Annotated in this window: 1 protein-coding gene; it reads left to right on the forward strand. The window is 63.8% G+C overall.

The features are described 5' to 3' along the window. The first annotated feature begins 445 nt into the window (after nucleotides 1–445). Nucleotides 446–1,144 (forward strand): phosphatidylserine decarboxylase, encoded by a 699-nt coding sequence (locus EOA85_RS35570; RefSeq protein WP_065009836.1) that lies wholly within the window; start codon nucleotides 446–448, stop codon nucleotides 1,142–1,144. Nucleotides 1,145–1,226: the final 82 nt, after the last annotated feature.

Raw genomic sequence — 1,226 nt, forward strand, 5'->3', positions numbered from 1 at the left:
TGCAGAACCAAAGCCTGTCGTCATGCCAGCGCGGCGACTCGCCGAACGCCAGACCGTTCATCACGACATTTACTTCTTTAGCTGCTGATTTCTGCATGGACCGAGAACCTCCAGGTTGCGCGAATCGTGACGGCTAACGGCCGACGAGAAAGCGCTGTCCTGCCAAGGACGGGCGAGAGTGCTCCGTCCCGACAGGTGAGGGCCGGCGACGGCGGTTTTTTGCGTCACCAGATTAGGATTGGCCGCGTGAACCGGCTCAATGCGCCGTACGCGTCGATCCACCTCTCTCATCGTCCGCGTAACGGCGGCGTCGTCCTCGGCTGTTGTGCATCCCATCGACGGTGAACGGGATCAATAGCCGAGCCGGCCTTTCCTATTGTTGCGTTGCGGCCACAGGGTGTTTCCGCTATTGAGGCCGGACCTGAAACTAGGCTGTTCCCATCCCATGGACCTCGTCGACACGATCAAGAAAACGTTCGTTCCGATCCATCGCGAAGGCTATCCGTTTATCGCCGCCTTCGCAGCGGTGACGCTTTTCCTCGGCTATTTCTCTTCGATCCTGTTCTGGGTCTGCCTCATCCTGACGGCCTGGTGCGTCTATTTCTTCCGCGATCCCGAGCGCGTCACGCCTGTCGACGACCGGCTGGTGGTGAGCCCGGCCGACGGCATAATCACGGCGGTCGGTCCGGCAGTGCCGCCGCGCGAACTTGGCCTCGGCGGCGGCGAGATGACCCGCATCTCGGTGTTCATGGACGTCTTTTCCTGCCACGTGAACCGGGCTCCGGTGCGCGGCCGAATCACAAGGATAGAGCATCGGCCGGGCCAGTTCCTCAACGCCGCACTTGACAAGGCGAGCGCCGACAACGAGCGCAACGGCCTGGTCATCGAAAGCCCCAACGGCACCGTGGCCGCGGTGCAGATCGCCGGCCTGGTGGCGCGGCGCATCGTCTGCTGGGCCGAAACCGGCGGCACGATCGGCATCGGCGAGCGCTTCGGGCTGATCCGCTTCGGCTCGCGTGTCGACGTATTCCTGCCCTCGACCGCAACGCCGCGTGTCGCCGTCGGCCAGACCGCAGTTGGTGGTGAAACCATACTGGCCGAATTCGGCGGCATTGCCGCAACGCCGCTCGTGCGGGTGTCCTGAGCCGTGGGCGCGCCGTTCAAGAAATTCGAGGCGCATGGCGGCGGCGGCCCGCGCATCCGTGAAATCCCGATGCGCATGGTGT

Origin of the sequence: Mesorhizobium sp. M5C.F.Ca.IN.020.29.1.1 (assembly GCF_003997375.1) — a bacterium.
Classification (GTDB): domain Bacteria; phylum Pseudomonadota; class Alphaproteobacteria; order Rhizobiales; family Rhizobiaceae; genus Mesorhizobium; species Mesorhizobium wenxiniae.